The sequence below is a fragment of the Intrasporangium chromatireducens Q5-1 genome, assembly GCF_000576575.1.
Lineage (GTDB): Bacteria > Actinomycetota > Actinomycetes > Actinomycetales > Dermatophilaceae > Intrasporangium_A > Intrasporangium_A chromatireducens.
In genome coordinates, this window is sequence record NZ_AWQS01000531.1 from 1 (window position 1) to 909 (window position 909).

Below are 909 nucleotides of genomic sequence, written 5' to 3' on the forward strand. Positions count from 1 at the left end.
GCGCGTCGCGGCCGCGACGGCGGGTTCGGCCGAGGCTGCCGCCTCGGAGTCGAGGTGGATCACGCCGTAGCTCCAGCCCCGGCGCCGGTAGACGACGCTCGGCTTGCCGGTGTCGACGTCCTGGTAGAGGAAGAAGTCGTGCCCGACGAGCTCCATCTGGTTGATCGCGTCCTCGAGGGTCATCGGCGCCGCGGCGTGGACCTTCTCACGCACCTCTATCGGGGAGTTGCCGACGGCACCGAACCGGTCGAGGTCGTCGACCTGGTGCGCCTCGTCGGCCGAGCCGGGCTCCTCGCCGTTCACCTCCGCGGGGGTGAACCGGGCCGTCGCCTGACCGACTGATTCCGGGAGTCGTCGCCCTCGGCTGACCCGCCGCTTGTCATTGCTGCGGCGGAGTCGTTCGAGCAGTTTGTCGAGGGCCGCGTCGAGCGCCACGAACTTGTCGTCCTTGCACGCCTCGGCCCGGATGACCGGGCCCTTGGCGCGGCAGGTGATCTCCACTCGTTGTGAGCCCCGGCTGGCCCGTTCGTTGGTGACGACCACGTCGACGCGGTGCACCTTGGGCGCGAGGGTCGGCACCTTGGCCAGACGCTCCTCGAGCTGCTCACGGAATCGGCTGGGGATCTGGATGTGGCGCCCAGTGACGACGATCTCCACGGTTCCTCCTTGATCGAGAGTTCGGTGTTCGTATCCGGGCCCGGGTGAGGCCCGCATCGCAGCCGCGGCATCACCCTCTCGATCACAGCGCGGGCGCCCTTGACGGCACCCAATGAAACTGGGGGGCTGTTACCCCGACCCTAACCGTCCTACCGGGTCGGCGAAAGGGATCTCGACCCCGCGTGGCGCGGACGCTGCCGCCGGCGACGGCCCGGCCTGGTGGAGGCTGGCGCCCGGCTGCCGCCGCCCGGG

General features: G+C 70.4%; 1 protein-coding gene. It reads right to left on the reverse strand.

What is annotated here, in order from left to right; genetic code table 11:
* Nucleotides 1–657 (reverse strand): ribosome hibernation-promoting factor, HPF/YfiA family (gene hpf / locus N864_RS22725; protein WP_034722947.1); only part of this gene is annotated, 657 nt, incomplete at its 3' end.
* Nucleotides 658–909: the final 252 nt, after the last annotated feature.